The organism is Paenibacillus thalictri (assembly GCF_004307995.1).
Taxonomy (GTDB): domain Bacteria; phylum Bacillota; class Bacilli; order Paenibacillales; family NBRC-103111; genus Paenibacillus_AF; species Paenibacillus_AF thalictri.
Map to the genome: position 1 here is coordinate 488,937 of NZ_SIRE01000003.1, position 19,953 is coordinate 508,889.

Annotated in this window: 16 protein-coding genes; 14 read left to right on the forward strand and 2 right to left on the reverse strand. The window is 52.0% G+C overall.

Features of this window, described 5'->3' with window-relative positions; genetic code table 11:
- Positions 1-18 precede the first annotated feature (18 nt).
- The 4 genes from EYB31_RS04450 (at position 19) to EYB31_RS04465 (ending at position 6,501) form a co-directional block, all read left to right on the forward strand.
- Positions 19-2,370 carry a FecR family protein gene (locus EYB31_RS04450; RefSeq protein ID WP_165452202.1) on the forward strand — a complete coding sequence of 784 codons (2,352 nt, stop codon included), beginning with the start codon at positions 19-21 and terminating at the stop codon, positions 2,368-2,370.
- Positions 2,371-2,391: 21 nt separating this feature from the next.
- Positions 2,392-3,987 carry a stalk domain-containing protein gene (locus EYB31_RS04455; protein WP_131012052.1) on the forward strand — a complete coding sequence of 532 codons (1,596 nt, stop codon included), beginning with the start codon at positions 2,392-2,394 and terminating at the stop codon, positions 3,985-3,987.
- Between the two features lie 193 nt (positions 3,988-4,180).
- A complete protein-coding gene (locus tag EYB31_RS04460) occupies positions 4,181-4,909 on the forward strand; it encodes an HD-GYP domain-containing protein (protein ID WP_131012053.1) in 729 nt (242 codons plus the stop codon).
- A gap of 176 nt (positions 4,910-5,085) precedes the next feature.
- The gene (locus tag EYB31_RS04465; RefSeq protein ID WP_240762047.1) at positions 5,086-6,501 is read left to right on the forward strand and encodes a L,D-transpeptidase family protein; all 1,416 of its coding nucleotides are present in this window, start codon (positions 5,086-5,088) and stop codon (positions 6,499-6,501) included.
- Positions 6,502-6,506: 5 nt separating this feature from the next.
- Here EYB31_RS04465 and EYB31_RS40065 read toward each other — a convergent pair whose 3' ends face one another.
- A complete protein-coding gene (locus EYB31_RS40065) occupies positions 6,507-6,644 on the reverse strand; it encodes a hypothetical protein (RefSeq protein WP_165452203.1) in 138 nt (45 codons plus the stop codon).
- A 253-nt stretch (positions 6,645-6,897) separates the two neighbouring features.
- Between EYB31_RS40065 and EYB31_RS04470 the strand changes: the two genes are divergently transcribed.
- From EYB31_RS04470 to EYB31_RS04495, 6 genes are all read left to right on the forward strand, one after another.
- Complete coding sequence (locus EYB31_RS04470; RefSeq protein WP_131012054.1) at positions 6,898-8,001, forward strand: quinone-dependent dihydroorotate dehydrogenase; 1,104 nt, start codon at positions 6,898-6,900, stop codon at positions 7,999-8,001.
- Between the two features lie 13 nt (positions 8,002-8,014).
- The gene (yjbM, locus tag EYB31_RS04475; RefSeq protein WP_131012055.1) at positions 8,015-8,809 is read left to right on the forward strand and encodes a GTP diphosphokinase; all 795 of its coding nucleotides are present in this window, start codon (positions 8,015-8,017) and stop codon (positions 8,807-8,809) included.
- 35 nt (positions 8,810-8,844) lie between these two features.
- Positions 8,845-9,261 (forward strand): DUF309 domain-containing protein, encoded by a 417-nt coding sequence (locus EYB31_RS04480; protein ID WP_131012056.1) that lies wholly within the window; start codon positions 8,845-8,847, stop codon positions 9,259-9,261.
- Positions 9,262-9,391: 130 nt separating this feature from the next.
- Positions 9,392-10,993 carry a hypothetical protein gene (locus EYB31_RS04485; RefSeq protein ID WP_131012057.1) on the forward strand — a complete coding sequence of 534 codons (1,602 nt, stop codon included), beginning with the start codon at positions 9,392-9,394 and terminating at the stop codon, positions 10,991-10,993.
- A gap of 26 nt (positions 10,994-11,019) precedes the next feature.
- Positions 11,020-12,705 carry an RsmB/NOP family class I SAM-dependent RNA methyltransferase gene (locus tag EYB31_RS04490; protein WP_240762049.1) on the forward strand — a complete coding sequence of 562 codons (1,686 nt, stop codon included), beginning with the start codon at positions 11,020-11,022 and terminating at the stop codon, positions 12,703-12,705.
- A 3-nt stretch (positions 12,706-12,708) separates the two neighbouring features.
- Positions 12,709-13,464, forward strand: coding sequence for a pseudouridine synthase (locus tag EYB31_RS04495; RefSeq protein WP_131012058.1), 756 nt, complete (start codon positions 12,709-12,711; stop codon positions 13,462-13,464).
- Positions 13,465-13,509: 45 nt separating this feature from the next.
- Here the strand turns inward: EYB31_RS04495 and EYB31_RS04500 are convergent, their stop codons facing one another.
- Complete coding sequence (locus EYB31_RS04500) at positions 13,510-13,602, reverse strand: sporulation protein YjcZ (protein WP_131012059.1); 93 nt, start codon at positions 13,600-13,602, stop codon at positions 13,510-13,512.
- A 239-nt stretch (positions 13,603-13,841) separates the two neighbouring features.
- Between EYB31_RS04500 and EYB31_RS04505 the strand changes: the two genes are divergently transcribed.
- The 4 genes from EYB31_RS04505 to EYB31_RS04520 all read left to right on the forward strand — a co-directional run bounded on the left by EYB31_RS04505 (position 13,842) and on the right by EYB31_RS04520 (position 19,927).
- The gene (locus EYB31_RS04505) at positions 13,842-15,005 is read left to right on the forward strand and encodes a hypothetical protein (RefSeq protein WP_131012060.1); all 1,164 of its coding nucleotides are present in this window, start codon (positions 13,842-13,844) and stop codon (positions 15,003-15,005) included.
- A gap of 307 nt (positions 15,006-15,312) precedes the next feature.
- On the forward strand, positions 15,313-17,061 hold the full coding sequence (locus EYB31_RS04510) for an ABC transporter ATP-binding protein (protein WP_131012061.1): 1,749 nt from the start codon (positions 15,313-15,315) through the stop codon (positions 17,059-17,061).
- Between the two features lie 144 nt (positions 17,062-17,205).
- The gene (locus tag EYB31_RS04515; protein WP_420819423.1) at positions 17,206-19,461 is read left to right on the forward strand and encodes an ABC transporter ATP-binding protein; all 2,256 of its coding nucleotides are present in this window, start codon (positions 17,206-17,208) and stop codon (positions 19,459-19,461) included.
- Positions 19,462-19,570: 109 nt separating this feature from the next.
- On the forward strand, positions 19,571-19,927 hold the full coding sequence (locus tag EYB31_RS04520) for a MerR family transcriptional regulator (RefSeq protein WP_131012062.1): 357 nt from the start codon (positions 19,571-19,573) through the stop codon (positions 19,925-19,927).
- Positions 19,928-19,953 lie beyond the last annotated feature (26 nt).

The window sequence follows — 19,953 nt, forward strand, 5'->3', positions numbered from 1 at the left end:
AACATAACGGAATACCGAATGAAAAGCAAGGCCTTTATGTCATTACTTATTGTTTTTACGCTTGTTTTCAGTCTTTTCTCATCGATCGCCGCCAAGCCGGCAGAGGCTAAAGCATCGGCCCGGGCTGCCGTTGTGGTGACAGTAAAAGGCGATGTCAGCGTGAAAAAAGCCGGAGGATCCAAGTCTTATTCCGCATACGAGGATATGAGCCTGAATCAAGGCGACTATATTTCCACAGGTTCCGGCGCAGCGGTTACTTTGCGCGTAGCGGATCGTCAGGATGAAATTACAGTCGGCGAGAACTCCGAATTCTACATATCCGACTTGGCCGAACAAGGCGGCGGAACGGTTTCCAAGTTCAAGATGTGGGCAGGTTCGGCCTGGACCAAAGTAAAAAGCCTTGTCAGCTCCGACGATGAATTTGAGATGGAGACGCCTACCGCGGTCATGGGTGTGCGCGGCACACAGCTTGGGGTTAACATCAATCCCGAGACAGGCGGTTCATCTACGCTGGTCGGTTCGGGGATTGTCACCGCTACGACAACGACAAATCAAGCGGCCCCGGACGGTCAATCGACACAAACAAGCCAAGATGTAACCGTCTATCCGACACAACAATTCAGCATGGGTTCCCGCGACGAGGTGACCGACCTTCGGGCATCGGTCAATACGGTGGATGTTAACAACTTTGTTCAAAATGCGCCGCCTGACATCGTTAATTCGTTTATTCAAGGCGCTTCCGATATGCAAGCTGAAAATAATCAAATTATGAACAACTTAAGCGCCAATGCTCAAAACGGAACAACTCCGCCCGGCAACACGACTTTAAATTTGAGCGATCCAAACGCTTTGAGCCAGTTCTCTGGCAATATTAACGGTCTTATCCCGAACTTTGCACAGTCTGCGGTGAATTCCGGGGCTGCATCCCAGTCTACAATTGATCAATTAAACAGCACTCTTCCCCCGGGCCAGCAAGTTGATCTGAATAATGTAACGCCTCTTGATCCGAATGCGGGTGTTGATCCGGCCGTTGCGCAAATCGTTCAGGAACAACAGGCCAATAAGGCTGCGGCAGCTGAGCGGACAGGGCAAGAGCAGCAGCAGGTAACGGCTGCCCAGCAGAACATGCCTAACCTTGTGAGTCAGGTGACGGAGCAGCGTCAGCAAGTGCAGGCGGCTAACGAGCAAGCGAAGGCGCAAGCGACACAACAAGCGCAGCAGAACGCACAGCAGCAATCGCAGCAGACAACGCCGAATAATCCGACAACCACGCCGTCGACACCACCAACAACAACTCCATCGACGACGACGTCTAATTCGGGGAACTCTTCGTCCGGTTCCAGCACGATCTTTGTTCCGGTTCCAACCGTCACAAGTCCTTCAACCGTTGTTACGGTAGGCAATCCGGTTGTTATCAAGGCCAAAGCGGCGAATATTTACACGATCAAAGTGTTCAACGGATCGGACGAATTAGGTTCTGCACAAGGTGCAGGAGATACGGAGTCCAATATCACTTTGAGGAATCTTCCTGAGGGCACGTACAATCTGACTGTTCGTTCATTCCTCGGGGCTTATACAAGCACTAACGTTGCTTTGCCGGCCATTACCGTAGTTGAACCGGGTTCCGTTCAGGTGGTTTATCCGACAAGTAATGTGACGACGTCCAGCCCTTATGTGACGGCAAGAGCTTCCAAAAGCGACTCGTTAATCAAAGTATTTAACGGTGAAACGCTTGTAGGTTCCGCAACCGGAATCGCAAATCAAGATGTTACCGTTCCGCTGGCGTTGGCTGCAGGTAGCAGCTATTCCAATCTTTATGTAGCGGTCGAGAAATCCGGTATTCAAAGCGAGAGAAGCAAAATTAACGTTACGATCACGGTCACAAGCACGGGCGGCACCGCTAAACTTACAGTGGAGCCTGGCACATATGCAAACGGCACGGCCAAAGCAGTTCTGTCGCTGGAAAACTTCCCGCAAACAAACGAGTTTTACGCTTTGGAAGTGCATTTGACATATGCGCCTTCCAAATTGAAATATTCCGGTCCCGAGACGCTGATTAAGGACAATAGCACTATTTTCGGCGCTCAAGCGCAAAGCGCCGAAACCTTAAAAGAATATACCGGAACTACGTCGAACTCAGAGTTGATTTATGCGGCATCCAACTACGATTTGGCGAATGTATCGTCGAACATAACTGTGGACGGCAAAAAGACGCTGGTTACGATCCCGCTCACCGTCGGAACGGGTGCGGCAGCGGATACGACTGTGCCTATCACCGTGGTCTATTACAAAATCGTCAATAAAAGCGGAGCTACCGTCTTGGAAGTCACTCCAAACAACTCAATAACGATAAACGTACCTGTCAAATAATCCATTTGTAAGGAGAACTATATGAGAAAAGTAGGTAAACTGCTTGCTGCGTCTGTACTTTCCGCCGCGTTGCTTGGCGGCAACGGCGCTTGGGCCGCTTCGCTCAGCAAAGACGGTGTCGCGGGCAGCGACGACCAGATTTTAACCAACGTATCAACTTATGCGGGTACAGGCGATTTCGGCAGTTATAATGCCGAGCGCCTGGGCTCCTCTTTCCGCGGAGTATTTGGTCTCCTTGCGGCAAAAGACGGTTCCATGATCGCAACCGATCAGAAAAATCACCTGCTCCGTCAAGTAGCCGGAGCCAAGGTGAACACATTTGCAGGGATTATTTTGCAGAAGGACGTTAAGGGGTTTCCCGTTGGCGCCAGAATTGACGGGAAAGCGGACAGCTCGTTGTTTCAAGAACCGGCCGGCATAGCGGCGGATGCTCAGGGCAACATCTACGTCGCGGATTCCGCGAACAATGCCATTCGTAAAATCGATACGCAGGGACAGGTTACCACTCTAGCCGGCAACGGCGTGTTGGGTAGTATGGACGGAGTAGGCGAGAAGGCCGGATTTTATAATCCCGAGGATGTTGCGGTAGCGGCGGACGGTACGATTTATGTAGCCGACTCGCTGAACCACTTGATTCGCAGCATCAGCCCGGCAGGGGCAGTGACCACATTAACCGGCGCTTCGACGCGTGCGGTTGAAGTGGCTCCGGGCCAGTATACGATGGCCGGCGATTACAAAGACGGAGATATCAAGACGGCGTTGTTTAACGAACCGACAGGCCTTGCTCTTGACGCCAAGGGCAATCTGTACGTCAGCGATTCGGGCAACCAAAGAATCCGTTATATCGATTTTGCCGCAGGGAAAGTAACGACGGTTGCCGGCGCCGCCGTATCGGGGGACAACTCTTTATACGGTAAAAACGCCTTGTATGCGCCCGGTGACTTTGCGGACGGAGACGCTTTGAAGTCATTGTTTAATTATCCGATGGGGATCGCTGTAACCGATGAAGGCGGCCTTGTCATTGCCGACAGCCTCAATCATTCCGTACGTTATTTGCTTGGCGGCAAAGTTACGACGCTGGCTGGAGATGCCGCCCAAAAATCCGGAGAGCTTGACGGTGCCGACCGTTCCGCGGAATTTAACAGACCTACGGATGTTGCGGTAGCGACGGACGGCAGTATTTTTGTAGCGGATTCGTTTAATAACAAGATTCGGAAGATTGATCTTTACCATCTGCCGGCCAACTTGCCGCAAAACGACAATGTAAAAGTAGTCAACGGATCGATTCTGATTCAATTCGATGTCCAACCTGAAATTGCCAACGGGCGGACCATGGTGCCTGTAAGAGCGATTACCGAAGCGTTGGGTTATACGGTTTCGTTCCGCGATAGCGATCGCAGCGTGCAATTGACGAAAGGCAACGTAACCATCGAGTTGTATATCGACAAAACAGGCATCAAACGGGTTGAAAAAGGCAAACCGGAGGTCGCCAAAGAAACCGATGTTGCTCCTTACATTAAAGAGGACAGCACTTTCGTGCCTATTCGTTTCTTTGCTGAAGAAATCGGATTAAATGTGCAATGGAATAATGCGACAAGAACGGCCATTATTCGATAATCGGCGGAAATTAAATACGTCATGCGACAGAAAAAGACTTATTTTGTGGAAGGGCCGCGGGCAACTTCACAGAATAAGTCTTTTCGTTTAAGATAGAAGAAAAAGTGCTGCTGCATAGGCACAATGGTCCGTGCGGGAAAACGGACAACTGCAAAAGGAACCAATTTGCAGGAATGGATAGGAGGAAAAAGCTGTGTCTGAGTTGCAGCGTTTGGAAGCGCGCATTCGGGAGCTGGAGATTAGAAACCGGGAGCTAACCTTATTGCTTGAATCGACAAGCGAGCTTACGACAGCAACAATGTCCGACCATCCGGTCACAATAAGCGTGATTCATTCCCTTGTGCTTGCCTTGGATTCCCGTGACCCTTATACTGCAGGTCATTCCTCAAGGGTTGCGCTTTATTCGTTATGGATCGCCAGAAAACTTGGCGTGGAAGCGGAGGAGTGCAGACATTTTCACCGATCGGCGTTGATGCACGACATCGGCAAGATCGGAGTGCCCGATCGAATTTTATTAAAAGCGAACAGTCTGGACGATGAAGAATTTGCCGTAATGGCTTCGCACACTACGATCGGCGCTCGTATTTTATCGAAAATGGAACCAAGGGAACGAATGATTCAAGCCACTGAAGTGGCTAAATACCATCATGAAAAAATGGACGGCTCCGGTTATCCGAATGGTCTTTCCGGTGAGGACATCCCGTTTTATGCGCGAATTGTCGCCGTGGCCGACGCTTTTGACGCAATGACAACCGACCGGCCTTACGCCAAGGGCCGCAGCTTCCGCGAAGGCGTAGCGGAATTGATCCGCTGCAAGGGAAGCCATTTTGACCCTCATGTTGTCGAAGCATTCGAAAGTGTGATGGAGGAAAAGCATTACTTAAATGACAGAGAGACGTTGTACAGCAAAATCATAGAGTAACGTTCGCAAGCGCTCCGTTCAACGGGCGCTTTTTCTATGCGGAAAAACCGCCGCTCAGTTGAAGACTCGGGACAGCGGCTAGTTCCCGCTTAAGCGATATTCAAGGGGTGATTTTTACCTATTTATATTTTAAGGGAAAATGCCGATAAACGAGGTGAAAGCGAAGGAAGGGATCGATGATGAGAGAGAAAAATCACGAAGAGCAGCTGAAGGATTTTTTCAGCCAGCATCCAGTCGATAATCCGCAGTACTTAAAACGATATGTAAAGCAGCATCCTAACAATAAGATGGCCTGGTATTTGCTGGGTAGAGAATATGCCGCGCAAGGGAAGCAAGGAAAGGCGTTGTATTGCTTTACCCAGGCGGGGGAAGTGTATGAAGCGTTCGAAGAGCAAGCTGCGCCGGTAATCCCGGAGATGGAGGCGGACGCAAGCGCAAGCGGTGCTGCTACGCGAAAAAGATGGGGGCCGTTGTTCTGGTTCAGAGCGCTGGTTGCGGCTGTCGCCGCTGTGCTGCTGCTGCTTTATATTCCGCCTGCGCCTACTCCTGCAGACAGCGGAAACGATGCGCAGATCAAGACCAGTCCGCCGCCCGCTCAATTGAAGGAAACGAAAGTGTATTACATCGCCAAAGAAAAAACAAAAGAAAACGTCGGCGCGGCGCTTCAGGAAATTCTCGTCAAGGAGCAAATCAGCAGTTATTCGATTCTTGTACAAGGGCAGCCAACACCCGACGGCCGGTACATAGATTGGCTTAAACCGCCGACGGTGCTGCTTTCCGTAGAAGGCAAAGCCGATACGGCGCAAAAAAACATTCAATATCACGATGCCTTGAGCTGCGATTGCCAACCGACGGAGCCGCTTAAACCGCTGTCCATTCTGACGCCATGGCTGGCACAGCAGGAGCAGGAGCTGGTATTGCATTCTTCACTTCAAGCGTTCTATTCCCGTTACGGCAAGCTGCCGCAGGCTCCCGGAGAGCTGAACCGCCCTTATCCCGATAATGTGCTGCCGGGGCTGACGCCGTATATGGAGGAGCGGTTCCAACAGTCCGCCGAGTCGATGCTCGCCGAAATCGCCGGGAAGCCGGCTGAAGCCGCAGCTCTGCCGGCAGGAGCCAGCGGCGCGCCTCTGCTTACGAAACCGCTAAGCGAACCGCTTCGCATTATTGTCGACAAAACAGCGCATAGGCTCGCGTTAGTCAGCGGGAATGTGATTATCCGCAATTATCCGGTTGGTCTCGGAGGCGACAAAACCCCGGTTGGAGAGTATGCCATCTCGGAAAAGGTGAGAAACCCAAACGGCAAATCAAACGGGGAATTCGGGAGCCGAGGCATGACGTTGTCCGACACGCTGTACGCCATCCACGGCACAAATAAACCGTCCAGCGTCGGCAAGGACGAATCCCACGGGTGCATCCGGATGCTGCAGCAGGATGTTGAAGAATTGTTCGATATGGCGCCGATGGGAACCAAGGTGACGATCGGCAGCGGGCTGCTGCCCGAAGGCATAGAAAGGAGCGGCAATCCGTTTCAGATGCCGCTGTTTAGCGAGGAGACGAACCCGAACAAAGTATACAAGTGGCTTGATTAAAGCTCTTACTTCTGAACAATAAGCAGAACGGCCATTAGCGCAACAACTACGACAAAAGCGGCGGATAAGCCGATGATCAGCTTTTTATTCGGTTCTTCTTTTGCTTTGCGATGCACGGTCGTGGGTTTGCGCTTTTGCGACATGGAAGACACCTCTTGGACATGTATTTATTGTCTTTAGTTTAACATATTGTAAAGCGATTGGGCAGAGGGGGCGATTCGCTCCCTTTTTTGCGTTGATATGAAGATGAACCGATGAAATGAGCTCCAATGTTCTTTGGTTTTACGTATATAGTTTGTTAATTGCAACGAATATGACTTTATTTTTTAACGTGAAAGGGATAAACTGTCTGGTAGAGCTTTTTTTACAGAACGGATAGGGGAGTGGGACAAACGTATGTTATACAAACATATCGTCAAACCGGTGTTGTTTCGAATGGATCCGGAGAAGGCGCATCATTTGACGATTAACGGCCTTGGCCTGATGGCGAATTTTCCGGGGGGCAAAGGTTTGCTGCAGGGTTTATATGGGGTGCCGCAGTATAAAGAGCTGTCTTCCGAGTTATGGGGCATCACATTTCCGAATCCGATCGGCCTTGCCGCAGGATTGGACAAGAACGCCAAAGCGGTGCCCGGTTTTTCGTCCGTTGGCTTTGGTTTTATGGAGGTCGGCACGGTCACGCCAAAACCGCAGGCAGGCAACGAACAGCCGCGGTTGTTCCGGTTGCCTACCGATACGGCGCTTATTAATCGAATGGGTTTCAATAACGTCGGTGTCGCCGAAATGGCCGGCAATTTGCAGAAAGCGGGTAAACACCTGATTCCGCTGGCCATCAATATCGGCAAAAATAAAACAACGCCGAATGAGCAGGCGGAAGACGATTATCGGGCATGTATTGCCGCGTTATATACATATGGGGACTTTTTCGTAGTAAACATAAGCTCGCCCAATACGCCGGATTTGCGCAATCTGCAGCACGGAGACGATTTGTCGCGGCTGCTTGCCGCGGTGAAAGAAGAGATGGCGGCGCAGCATAAGCAAAGCGGCGGTCCGGCCAAGCCGGTGCTTGTCAAAATAGCGCCCGACGTGGAGGACGAGCAGTTAAGTTACATGATCGATACGATCCAACGCAGCGGCATCTCCGGTATCATCGCATCGAATACGACGATTGGGCGGGAAGGGCTGACGCATCGTCACCGCGGGGAAACCGGCGGTTTAAGCGGGAAGCCGCTGACCGAACGCTCGACAAGGTTAATCCATAGAATATATGAACGGACCGGCGGGACGTTGCCGATTATCGGCTCCGGGGGTATTTTTTCCGCGGAGGACGCATATGACAAAATACGGGCCGGGGCCAGCCTGGTCGAAGTATATACCGCGCTCATATACGAAGGGCCGGAACTGTTAAGGAGCATCAACGAACGTTTGAGGGAACTGCTGCGGCGAGACGGTTTTACGCATATTTCTCAAGCGGTCGGATCCGCACATCGGGGGAAGTAAAGGAGGACCACGTATGGATGGACGCGATTGGAGAAGGTTTTTAATGCCATATGAGCAAGCGGTGGAGGAGCTCAAGGTCAAGTTCAAGACGCTGCGCACCGAGCTCAAAAGCCGTGAGGAATACGCCCCAATCGAATTTGTAACGGGACGGGTTAAGAAAATATCGAGTGTGCTGGAGAAGGCCAAACGGCTGAATGTCCCGATGGACCAGCTGGAAACCGGGATTGAAGATATTGCAGGCATACGCATCATGTGTCAATTCGTGGAGGACATCGACAGAATCGCCGATCTGGTACGCACGCGCGAAGATATGACGCTTCTTTACGAAAAAGACTATATCCGCAATAAAAAACCAAGCGGTTACCGCAGTTTTCATATGATTGTCGAATATCCGGTGCAGACGGCCCTAGGCATGAAGCGGGTGCTGGCGGAAGTTCAGGTCCGCACGCTGGCGATGAATTTCTGGGCGACGATCGAACATTCGCTAAATTATAAATATAAAGAAGCGCTGCCTGAAGACGTGCGCAACCGGTTAAGCCGGGCTGCCGAAGCGGCTCATGTGCTCGATGAAGAAATGAGCAGCATTCGTGACGAAATCATGGAATCGCAGAAACTGTTCGAGGATAATTCCAACATTGTAAACCGGGTCTTAAACGGGATTCAAGCGCTGTATTTTTACCATCGCGTCAGAGAAGCCGCACAGTTTCAGCTGCGCTTCAACGAGCTGTGGGAAATGGAAGATACGTGGCATTTGAAAGAGTTGTCCAATGAAATCGAGGCGGCGATCGCCCGCGCGAAAAAAGGTTAACGGAACGATCGTTTTGGCGGAAAGGACCGTTTATCATGCCATATGACAGGTTGTACGTGCAGTTTATATATTACTTTAATGTGGAGAGAAACTACTTTGAATGCCATGAGGTGATGGAGGAACTGTGGCTGGAGGAAGGCCGCAATCCTCTATACCAGGGCATGCTGCAGGTTGCCGTGGGCTTGTACCACCATTGGAACGGCAATCCGGGAGGCGCGGTGAAGCTGCTTACGGCTGCGGCCGAAAAGCTGGCGGGTTATCCGGATCTCATCGGGGGCATCCGGCTGGATCGGCTTAAAGCGGACAGCGGCTTATATTTGACAAAGCTGCACCGGCTGGCGCAGGAGCCTTTTGCTCCATACGATTTGGATATTGAGATCGTTGACCCGGAGCTGGAGCTGCTGGTGGAGGAGCTGCGCTTGCATCCGCCCGAGCATGATGAAGAATCGTAAGCGGGAGCTTACCATACTTGATTTACCAGTTCCTAAGTTTACATAATATGAAGGGATTCAAGGCCTTGGTGTGGAATTAATGGCATTACACGGATGAATAAGGCCATGGATCGTTCAGGGGGGCGGCAACATGAAGACAACACGGAATAAAATAAACCCTGTCGCATTATGGCTTTTGGCGCTTGCGTTTCTGTGCGGCTTAGGTTCGTGTTTTCTAGCCCTTTCGTTTATGCATAGAGAACATACGAAGCCGGATTCTGAGACAGCGGAACCGGCAAGCCAGCTCGTCAAACAAGAAAGTTATCGTGTGCTGGAATACCAGAAGACGCATTATAAACAGCTGCCGCAATACGAGTTTCCGGAACTGAATATCGCCAAGGGAAAAGGCAAAGTACTGCAGCTAACTGCAAAGGGAGCGCATGTGGTCCGCAGCATCGCCACTTTTGACAACGCGGGGATGATGTATGCCGTTTCCCGAACCCATCAACAGGACAGCGATGAATGGACCGAACTGGATGCGGTTACAGTCAACCCCCAAACCGGCGCAATCGGTACGCAAGCGCTGGCCGTTGTGAACGGCCCGTATCGGGAGGCTGCGGAAAAAGCGACGGTTTTTGCAGGATTTATGAATAACGACGAACTGCTGTATGCCAGTGTCCGTAATGCCGGAGAAGATCTGCAGCATTATATCGGCAAAATCCAACTGTCGGATGGTTTAGTCACTCCGCTCATTGATCTGGGCAGCACAAAGAAAGGCGATACGCCAAGTGTGGCTCTGACCGATGTATGGGTTTCTCCGGACAAAAAACGTGTGTATGTTCGCGACAACCAGCATGCCATAGTCTCCTACAATCTGACTACCGGCGCAAAAACAGCGCTTGTCCAGCCGGATTCGAAAGACGACGGCGCTTTCTGGTTGTCGGAGCAGGATGGCCTGGCCTACAACTCGCCGGATCGCTTCGGAACGGACGGATCGCTGATTATGCTTGGCAGCGGCGAGGTGAAAAAGCCTTATGCCGCGGAGAAAGGTTTTGTTGAACCGGGTCTCGTGGCCAAAGGAAGTATGCTATATTATAATTTCACCACTGACCGCGAGCCGCAGCAAGTGGTGAAAGGGGACAAGCGAACGCTGCTGCTGCCGCAAGGCTTACAATTGCTGGACCTTTCCGGCAATCCGCTTAGACGGTTCACACTGCCGGCCGATGCCAAGGAAAAAATCGAATACGGCGGCTACAGCGCTGAGCAAATGGCTCTGATTTTGCATAAATATACGGTCGCAGTCAATAAAAAGGGACAAACTATTAAAAAAACGGCCGGCTGGGTGCTAGGCGATATCCAGACAGGGAAGCTGACCGATTTGACCAGAATCGACGTGCCTGACAGCTGGGACCGGAAAGATATCGTTTATGCGGAATGCACGGTTAACGGCTCGGGTGAAAATGGTTATGAACAAGCATTTGTCAATATGCTGGACAATACCTATTATCCGACGAAGTGGAATACGCAGGAAATGAAATCATGGCCCGAACAGGATGCCGTATTTTTCTCGGAAACCGAAAATAACCGCGTTTTTGTCAGCTCGTTTACCCGGCCTGATCTTGTAGTCTCGGCGCTTGGTTACCAGAAATACAAGTGGGACAACGCCTATTACCAATTGCTGGACGGCGGCTGGATGGCACGAATCCGGACGCTGCCGGACGGGGATAAAATGTTCTTTTTTCCGATGAACTAACGGCCCCGCAATCAAGTGATTAAAGGATGGAATTGATGATGGGCATCCAATTGCCTAAAGCTTTCAGCGATAAAATGAAGCGGCTGCTGGGAACGGAATATGCCGATTTTCTGGCTTCTTACGACGACCCGAGATGGTTCGGATTAAGAGTGAACACGTTAAAACTTCCGGCCGAAGCGTTTCAGCGGTTGTCTTCGTTTCGTTTAACGCCGATCCCGTGGACTTCCACGGGGTTTTACTATGAAGACGGAGACCGTCCGGGCAAACATCCGTATTATCATGCCGGATTGTATTATATCCAGGAACCAAGCGCAATGGCTCCGGCAGAACTGCTGGACGCCGTTCCAGGGGACCGTGTACTTGATCTTTGCGCTGCGCCGGGAGGCAAATCGACGCAGATTGCCGCCAAGCTGCAAGGCGAGGGGCTGCTGGTCGTAAACGATATTCACGCCGACCGGGTGAAAGCGCTGGTGAAAAATTTGGAGCTGGCCGGGGTACGTAACGCGGTGGTGCTGAATGAACGGCCGGATAAGCTGACTGGGCCGTTTGCCGCCTACTTCGATAAAATATTAATCGACGCTCCTTGCTCCGGGGAAGGCATGTTCCGCAAAGATGAAGAGATGGCCAAACAGTGGCAGCCGGACCATCCGCAGCATTACGCCGCGATGCAGCGGGAATTGCTCGACCAGGCGGCGGAGATGCTGAAGCCGGGCGGCCGGATCGTTTATTCTACGTGCACGTTTTCGCCGGAGGAAAATGAAGCGATGATCGCACAGTTTGCGGCGCGTCATCCGGAGTTTATGATCGAGCCGATTCCAGCGGCGCATGGCTTTCGCTACGGGATTTTGGACTGGGCGGATGAACAGCAAGATGCTGATGAGGAAACCGGTGCCGGAGCTTGGAATAGCCTAACCGGGCAATCCGCCGCGGCTGTGAAAGGGACGGTGCGGTTATGGCCGCATGAACTAAAAGGTGAGGGGCATTTTGTCGCCTCATTGCGTAAAACCGGGGATCATTCCGCTCATGTAGAGAACATGCCGGATAGATTGGAAACCAAGGGCGGCGGCAACGGGGAGGAACGGAAGGGACGTCCGTTCTCCTCACCGGGATTGTCTGCGGAACCTGAGTATATTGCGGCGACAGCGAAACCCGAGCGAACCGCTCGCAACGGAAAAGCGGAAACGCGTCTCACCGCTATGGGCGGGAATCGTTCAACCGTCCGTTCGGATAAAAAAGGCAGAAGCAAACCACATGAAGCAAACGAGCGGGAAGAGATCCGCATGGACCCGTTACAGGCATTTTGGCAGGAGCATTTGACGCTTGCAATTCCGGAACAATTGACGGCATACGGCGACCACATCTACGCTCAGCCTGCCGGGCTGCCGGACTTAAGCGGAATTCGCGTCATTCGACCCGGCTGGTATCTCGGCTCGGTACATAAGCAAAGATTCGAGCCGTCGCATGCCCTTGCTTTGGGGCTAAGACGCGGCGATTATTTACGCGTATTGGACATACCGTCCGACTCCCCGGACACGCTGCGGTATTTAAAAGGCGAAACGCTGGAAATGCCCAAGGAGCGGCTTGATTATCCCGCGGCCATCGGACCAAAGGGGTATTGTCTCGTATGTATCGGCGGATTTCCGGCCGGATGGGGAAAATGGGTGGACGGCATTGTAAAAAATGAATACCCGCCGGGGTGGAGGTGGACTTAAACAATGAAAGCAACGCAAAGATTGGATAAGCTGCTTGCGCATACGGGATTTGGCACCCGCAGTGAAATTAAGCTGCTGGTCAAGCAGGGAGCCGTCGAAGTGAACGGGAAACAAGTGAAGGACAGCGGGCTGCAAGTCAATCCGCAAAAAGATGTCATTATGGTCGAGGGCAAACGGGCCGTATATAAAGAGTTCGTGTACCTGATGCTGAACAAACCGCAAGGTGTCGTTTCGGCTACGGAGGATAATCGGGACCGTACCGTCATTGATCTGCTTGACGACGAATACGCCCACTTCGCTCCGTTCCCGGTCGGCCGCCTCGATAAGGACACGGAAGGGCTGCTGCTGCTGACCAATGATGGAAAGCTCGCGCACAATTTATTGTCGCCGCGCAAGCATGTGCCAAAGACGTATTACGCCGAGGTGGAAGGCGCGGTCGGCGAAGAGGATGCCCGTGCGTTTGCTGCGGGGGTGGCGCTTGACGACGGTTATGAAACGATGCCGGCGAAGCTGAACATTCTTGTGCCCGGCGATCCGCTGCTCGGCAAACCGTCCAAAATCGAACTGACGATTATGGAAGGCAAGTTTCATCAAGTGAAGCGGATGTTTCAAGCCGTGGGCAAAAAGGTCGTGTTTTTAAAGCGCATCTCCATGGGCAATTTGCTGCTCGACGAATATTTATCTCCGGGCGAATACCGGGAGCTGACCGAAGCTGAGCTCGCCGAGCTGCAGCAGGCGGATGTTACGAAAAAAGGCTAGCACTTTATTCAAAGTGCCAGCCTTTTTTTTCGATTGTGAGTTACATTAGATCAGGAAGGAGCGGGAAACGATAACAAGCAATATAAACAACACTAAGATCACGCCTGCAGAAGTAAATCCTCCACCAAGTGCGGACATTGTAATTCCTCCTTTAAGATGGTCATTCACCGGGTGGCTCGCATCGAGTAGTCAACTGATCGTGGAGGCTTAAGGCCTATCTCCACGAATGTACACCGGTTAATTCATCATATGTTGCTGCCGGGATTTGGTATGGACGTTTGCCTGTTTTGCATAACATTTGGGCTGATCGGGACATGCTACAAAAAGTGGTCTGCTATATGTAAGGCCCATCATTTCCTTTTGGAGGCGAGGATCGAATGTCCAATGTAAGCTTAAGGCCTGATTTGAAAACATCGGGTGGTGAAGTGCAAGATATTGTCTGGAAGGGACGTTATATCGGGACGATGACTCTCGTATACAGGGAGTCGGATCGGTTATCCGGTGCCATCCAACTGGAAGCAGCGAGCTTGGGTGCCCGCGACAAGGAAGAGGTTGCCGAGTTTTTGCAGGACTACGTGCAGTATATGGCGGGGGCGCTGAATGTAATGGAATGCGACGTTGTGATGACTTACAGCCCATATGACCGGATTTTCGCCGACAAAAACGAGTCCGAAGCGATTCGCCTCGGAGGTAATGTATATTACGCTGCCGATGAGGATTACGATTACGATACTTGGGAGGATCCCGAACGTTTCGAGGATCCGGATGCATCCGAACAAGATGAAATCAGTATGAAAGACACAATTCCCAGCGTGCAACGCCGCGGTCCGCTCACGGACGACGATGAGATCACCGAGATGTTCGAAACCGAAGAGTGGGACCGTCCGGATTACGAATTGGTAGTGGTCGGTGAAGATCAGGAAAGCGTCGAATATCATGTCTATGACCAGGATGATATATGGATTGCGGAGGCGCTGCTGCATATAGAGGGACGGGATGTCTACGGTTCGGTCAATTGGCTGCTGGAGCCGCTGGATGAAGAAATCGATCAGGTTGCCGATTTGATCGTCTCGGATTTTGACGAACATGAGATGGATACGTTTGTGATCAACATGATCTTCGAAAATGATGTAATTGAAACGATAGAGCTGACGCATCAAGATTTATTGGACGACGCCGATACGGCCGAATGGCCGTATGAGAAGAATGGATATGAATGGGAGCAAAAATACTCCGACCTGGACGACGAATACACCATCGTACTGGCGCGCGATGACGGAGATATGCTGACTTATGAGATTTATCAGCAATCGCGCGGCGGACTGCCGATCGGCACAGCGACCATCGATATCAGCCAGAGGCTCTTAAGCGGGTTTATCGACTTCCGCGAGCCGGGGGATGAAAACGATCGCGAGCACATTGCGGCGCTGCTGATGCAGGAACTGGACAAAGAGAAAGATTTTGAACAGATGAACCTGACGATGCTCCATAAAAACGAACCATTCGAAGAATTGATGCTGGAAAGCGAGCCGATTCACTAAAATATTGCAGTTGCGCAAAAGGCAGGCGCCTTCGCCGGATAACCGGGGGGCGCTTGTTTTTTGTTGGAATTCAGCGGGCCCTCTTTATGAAGGGGCTTTTTCGTGTTATTATAGGAACGTGTGTTCCGTATCTCGAATCATAATGCTTGGAATGAACCTATATAGCCAAAGTTTCCGTTCCGCTTTGCAAAATATTTTGATAGTGTGGGAACATGTGGAAAATGACTTGCGTCTATATTCATGGGAAGCCAAGCTTATATAAGCAATCCGTTTGAATGAAGAGCTGCAAAAAAGGGGGACAGATTAGATGTTAACGGTTCTAGGCAAGCTGAAATGGTTTTTTCGCTTGGAATGGAGAAGGTATGCGATAGCGATTCCGCTGCTCATTATAGCAGGGTTATTGGAAGTGATTCCGCCCAAAGTCGTCGGGGAAATGATTGACCGCATTCAACAAAACGCGCTGAACTGGCAAATGGTTACGCAAACGCTGCTGCTGCTAGGCGGGCTAGCCGTGACGATTTATTTTCTTACTTATTTCTGGATGTACCGTTTGTTCGGCGGCGCTTTCATTTTGGAGAGACTGCTGCGTTCGCAGCTGATGCGGCATTTTTTGAAAATGACCCCGACCTTTTACGAGAAAAACCGCACCGGCGACTTGATGGCCCGCGCGACCAACGATTTGAAGGACGTGTCGATGACCGCCGGATTTGGTATTTTGACGCTGATGGATTCGACGGTATGGATGCTCACGCTGCTAGGCGTGATGACCGTGCTGGTCTCGTGGAAGCTGACGTTAGCGGCGGTGCTGCCGCTTCCGATCCTTGCCTTGGCGATGCAGTCGTATGGAAAAAGAATTCATAAGCGATTTAAGGAAGCGCAAAACGCCTTTGGCGTGATGAACGACGGCGTGCTGGAGACGATTTCCGGAACTCGTGTCATCCGCGCTTTTGTTCAGGAGCGGGCGGCGGAACGGAATTTCGCCGGTGTGACAAGCGACGTGTTGGCCAAAAACATTGAAGTCGCCAAAATCGACGCGTTGTTCGAACCAACGATCAAAATCATTGTTGGCGCAAGTTATATGATCGGTCTCGGGTACGGCGCTTATCTTGTTTTTCAAAATGAATTGACGGTCGGTGGTCTCGTCTCGTTTAACGTGTACCTCGGCATGCTCATATGGCCGATGTTTGCCATCGGCGAGCTGATTAACATTATGCAGCGCGGCAACGCTTCGCTGGACCGCGTGAACGAAACGCTGTCATATCCGGCAGATGTGGAGGAGAGTTCCGATCCGCTTCGGCTCGCGCAGCCGGGTACGCTTGAATTCAACCGGGTGACGTTCCGGTACCCGTCATCCGCGGAAAACAATCTAAGCGGTCTCACGATCCGTCTGCAGCGCGGTTCGACGTTGGGTATCGTCGGACGGACGGGAAGCGGAAAAACGACGCTGATCAAGCAGCTGCTGAGGGAATACCCGACGGGCGAAGGATTGCTGTCCGTTTCCGGGGAACCGCTGGAGAAAGTGGCGTTTGACGATTTGAAGGGCTGGATCGGTTATGTGCCGCAAACTCCGTTTTTGTTCTCGCGCACGGTACGGGAAAACATTTTGTTCGCCAAAGGGGAGCAGGCGGCAGGCCAATTGGATGAAGCCGTCAGGCTGTCGGCGTTCAAGAAAGATCTGGAGTTTCTGCCGCAAGGGCTGGAAACATTGGTTGGGGAAAAAGGCGTGGCGCTGTCGGGCGGACAAAAGCAGCGGGTATCGATTGCCCGCGCTTTGATCGCGAGTCCGCAAATACTGATTTTGGATGACGCTTTATCCGCGGTGGACGCCAAGACGGAAGCCGAAATCATCGGCAATATCCGACGTTCCCGCGCCGGAAAAACGACGCTGATCGCGACGCACCGCCTGTCAGCGGTTCAGCATGCCGAGCATATCGTTGTGCTGGACGAAGGACGGATCGTCGAAGAGGGTTCGCATCGGGAGCTGCTGGACATGGGCGGCTGGTACGCCGAACAATGGGAGCGGCAGCAGGCGGAAGCATCGCTGGAAGGCGCATGAACCATATAACGTAAAACGTATCGAAGGATGGCAGCGGCTGCGTTACGGTCAATCCATGTGTCGCTGCGTTTGCGTAATACGCATAAACCCGGTGCCGTTTTTGCTTGAACAGGAAGGGTGGGAAATACGAAAGTGAACGACAATATGGATATGGAGATCGACCGCGAAGCGGTGAAACGGGCGCGTCCGGGACAGAAATTGTGGCGTTACGCGCTGCATTATAAAAAAACGATGATCCTGGCGCTAATTATGCTTGCGCTGGCGATTGGCACCGAGTTGACCGGGCCTTTTATCGCCAAACGGATTATCGACGATCATGTGGCCGGCATCGAGAAGCCGTGGTACCGCGTGAATGAACAGACCGCGGACAGCGTTTCATACGGCGGCGGCTACTGGAAGCGGGCAGACCGGCTGGCGGACGAAACGCGGCAGCCTGCCGGCAAGGAAGAGGCGGCGGCTCCGGCGGCCATCGACGTCAGCACAGGAGCGGTGAACCGGGCCGCAGCGGATGGCGGGAAACAGTCTGCGGCAACCGGCAAGGACGAGGCAGCGGCCGCAAACGATGAAGCGCGGGTGCTGCAAGTCGGGCGCGAGTTCGTTTTTGTGCCCGGGGGCATCCGGGAGGACGGTGAGCGAACGGTTTCCGTTAAGGAAGGCGGGATGGTTGTGTTGTCCGTCGCCAAAAATGGCAAAACGGCAGACTACGAAGCCAAGCTTTTGTCGAAAACGGAGCTGTTTGCGTTTTACAAGCCGGAAATGGCCGGGATCATGAACCTGACCGTCATTTATTTGGTGCTGCTGGCCGTGTCGGCCGTATTCAGCTACGGACAGCGGTATTATTTGCAAACGTCGGCGAACCGGGTTATTCAAAACATGCGGACCGATATTTTCGCGCATATCAACCGGCTGCCGATCCGTTATTTCGATAATTTGCCGGCAGGCAAAGTCGTATCGCGCATCACCAACGATACGGAAGCGATCAAGGATATGTACGTCAACGTGCTGGCGAACTTTTTTTCAGGCACATTGTATATCATCGCCATTCTTGGCGCGATGTTTTTGCTGGATGTGCGGTTGTCGCTGATTTGTATGCTCATCATCCCGATCCTCGCGCTATGGATTGTCATTTATCGCAAATTTGCGGCCCATTATAACCGGGTAATTCGTTCCACGCTGTCGGAAATGAACGGCATGATTAACGAATCGATTGCCGGGATGACGATCATTCAGGCGTTCCGGCGGGAGCGGAAGCAAGCGGATGAGTTCGAGCAGTTTAACAAGCGGTATTTCGATTACCGCAATAAGATGCTGAATCTGAACTCGCTTACTTCGCATAATTTGGTCGGCGTTATTCGCAACGTGTCGTTTGTCGCGTTAATTGCTTATTTCTCCGGGGTATCGCTCGGAACGGTGACCGGCGGTGTTTCTCTGGGCATACTTTACGCGTTTGTCGATTTGCTGAACCGGATGTTCCAGCCGATCGTCAATATCGTCAACCAACTGCCCAACATGGAGCAGGCTTTTGTCAGCGCCGAACGTGTATTTGTGCTGATGAACGAAGCGGGAGAAGACGTTTCCGACGAAACGATGCCGCGCTACAAGGGGAATGTGGCGTTTGACAACGTCTGGTTTTCTTATAAGGATGGCGAACCCGTGTTAAAAGGAGTATCGCTTGAAGCGCGGCAAGGTCAAACCGTGGCGCTTGTCGGACATACCGGCTCGGGCAAAAGCTCGATTCTGAACCTGCTGTTCCGCTTTTACGACCCGGACGCCGGGACGATATCGATCGACGGCCAAGATATCCGCAGCTTGCCGCGCCAAACGCTGCGCCAGCATATGGGCATCGTGCTGCAGGATCCGTTTCTGTTTACGGGTACGATTGCTTCCAACGTATCGCTGGGCGAACCTTCCATTTCCCGGGAGCGGATCGAACGTGCGTTGTGTGATGTCGGTGCGGGCCGGCTGATCGACCAGTTGCCTGCAGGCATCGATGAACCGGTGATCGAAAAGGGAAGCACGTTGTCGGCAGGGCAGCGGCAGCTGGTTTCGTTTGCACGGGCGCTGGCGTTTGACCCGGCGATCCTGATCTTGGATGAAGCGACCTCCAACATCGATACGGAGACTGAGGCGGTGATTCAAGAAGCGTTGGATGTGGTCAAGAAAGGACGCACAACCTTTGTTATCGCCCACCGGTTGTCGACGATCAAAAGCGCGGACCAGATTCTTGTGCTCGAGCGGGGGGAAGTGGCGGAGCGCGGCACACACGACGAGCTGATGGCTGCAGGCGGCTTCTATTATCAAATGTATGAGCTGCAGCAGGGCAAACGTACGGCGGATCACAAGATGGAGCCGGGAACGGCGGCTTCGGCCAAATCGGCCGCATCGCCGGCGGCGTTATAACGCCTAGAGAACATCAACTTACGACTGATGAAAATTTTTATTGACTTAAACCAAGGTTTAAGTCGTATCATATTCCTGTCGACGTCGAAAGATATTTGGAGGTCTCCAGGTGAAGTATTGTTCAATTAGCGAAGCCGCGGCCAAATTCAACATTCCGGAATCCACATTGCGGTATTATGAAAAAAAGGGACTGCTGCCGTTAATCCAGCGGGACGAAGCCGGCAGGCGGCTATTCTCGGAAGATCAAATCGCGCTGCTTGGAACCGTCATTTGTTTAAAAAACACGCACATGCCCATACGTGATATTAAGCAATATATGGACTGGGTAGTAGAAGGAGATAACACCATTCCACTCCGGCTTGATATGATGGAGAAGCACAAACGGGCTGTGCAGGCCGAAATTTCTTTGATGACGGAATCTTTAAAAGGAATTGACGTGAAAATCAATCGTTACACTAACAAATAGGCTCGGGAAAGATAATCGAATTGGGC

Excerpts from the sequence above, each read along its gene's own strand:
- EYB31_RS04500 (WP_131012059.1), bottom strand. The coding sequence starts at position 13,602 with ATGTCCGCACTTGGTGGAGGATTTACTTCTGCAGGCGTGATCTTAGTG.
- EYB31_RS04470 (WP_131012054.1), top strand. The coding sequence starts at position 6,898 with ATGTTATACAAACATATCGTCAAACCGGTGTTGTTTCGAATGGATCCG.
- EYB31_RS04485 (WP_131012057.1), top strand. The coding sequence starts at position 9,392 with ATGAAGACAACACGGAATAAAATAAACCCTGTCGCATTATGGCTTTTG.
- EYB31_RS04450 (WP_165452202.1), top strand. The coding sequence starts at position 19 with ATGAAAAGCAAGGCCTTTATGTCATTACTTATTGTTTTTACGCTTGTT.
- EYB31_RS04495 (WP_131012058.1), top strand. The coding sequence starts at position 12,709 with ATGAAAGCAACGCAAAGATTGGATAAGCTGCTTGCGCATACGGGATTT.
- yjbM (WP_131012055.1), top strand. The coding sequence starts at position 8,015 with ATGGATGGACGCGATTGGAGAAGGTTTTTAATGCCATATGAGCAAGCG.
- EYB31_RS04510 (WP_131012061.1), top strand. The coding sequence starts at position 15,313 with ATGTTAACGGTTCTAGGCAAGCTGAAATGGTTTTTTCGCTTGGAATGG.
- EYB31_RS04515 (WP_420819423.1), top strand. The coding sequence starts at position 17,206 with ATGGATATGGAGATCGACCGCGAAGCGGTGAAACGGGCGCGTCCGGGA.
- EYB31_RS04480 (WP_131012056.1), top strand. The coding sequence starts at position 8,845 with ATGCCATATGACAGGTTGTACGTGCAGTTTATATATTACTTTAATGTG.
- EYB31_RS04465 (WP_240762047.1), top strand. The coding sequence starts at position 5,086 with ATGATGAGAGAGAAAAATCACGAAGAGCAGCTGAAGGATTTTTTCAGC.
- EYB31_RS04490 (WP_240762049.1), top strand. The coding sequence starts at position 11,020 with ATGGAATTGATGATGGGCATCCAATTGCCTAAAGCTTTCAGCGATAAA.
- EYB31_RS04505 (WP_131012060.1), top strand. The coding sequence starts at position 13,842 with ATGTCCAATGTAAGCTTAAGGCCTGATTTGAAAACATCGGGTGGTGAA.
- EYB31_RS40065 (WP_165452203.1), bottom strand. The coding sequence starts at position 6,644 with ATGTCGCAAAAGCGCAAACCCACGACCGTGCATCGCAAAGCAAAAGAA.
- EYB31_RS04455 (WP_131012052.1), top strand. The coding sequence starts at position 2,392 with ATGAGAAAAGTAGGTAAACTGCTTGCTGCGTCTGTACTTTCCGCCGCG.